Annotated in this window: 1 protein-coding gene; it reads right to left on the reverse strand. The window is 52.9% G+C overall.

Annotated elements, in window-relative coordinates; genetic code table 11:
• Window position 1: 1 nt before the first annotated feature.
• The coding region (locus NE664_13265) for a transcriptional regulator (GenBank protein ID MCQ4727601.1) at window positions 2–512 on the reverse strand (511 nt) is incomplete at its 5' end.

The raw sequence follows: 512 nt of genomic DNA on the forward strand, positions 1-512 counted from the left end.
TTTAAAAATCTTTCATCTGCTTCCGGTACTGTTCGATCAGCTGCTTAAATTCCCGGTTATCCTGAAGAAAGCTGCATTTCTCACTGTTCTCAAACTCATATAAAATCGGCGGAATTATCTGCTTTGTATAAGTTTCCGGTGCCCCATAAACCGGGATATGGCAAAACAGCGGGGAGTGATTCACCTCCCACGGCCCTTCGGCGGCCTTCAGTAACTCCTTGATCAGCCGGAGGCTCTGCTCCGTGTCTTCCTGATCGAGAGCGGCCTGCAGCGCAATTACCAGGCCGTTATAGTTCCACAGCCCCATCTGCTCCGCCACCACCTTCCAGCGCTCTCCTATGTCTGTGGCATCACCCGGACGGCCCTCTTTCACTGCGATTTCTGCCAGGCTTAAGAGGACACCCATAAGCTCATTCAGCCGCATCAGCAGCGTCCGCTCCATCAGACGGGCCGCCTCATCAAGCTTTTCCTGTCTGATGTATAGATTCGCCTGGATCTGGCGTTTGTCTGCG

The organism is Anaerotignum faecicola (assembly GCA_024460105.1).
Lineage (GTDB): Bacteria > Bacillota > Clostridia > Lachnospirales > Anaerotignaceae > JANFXS01.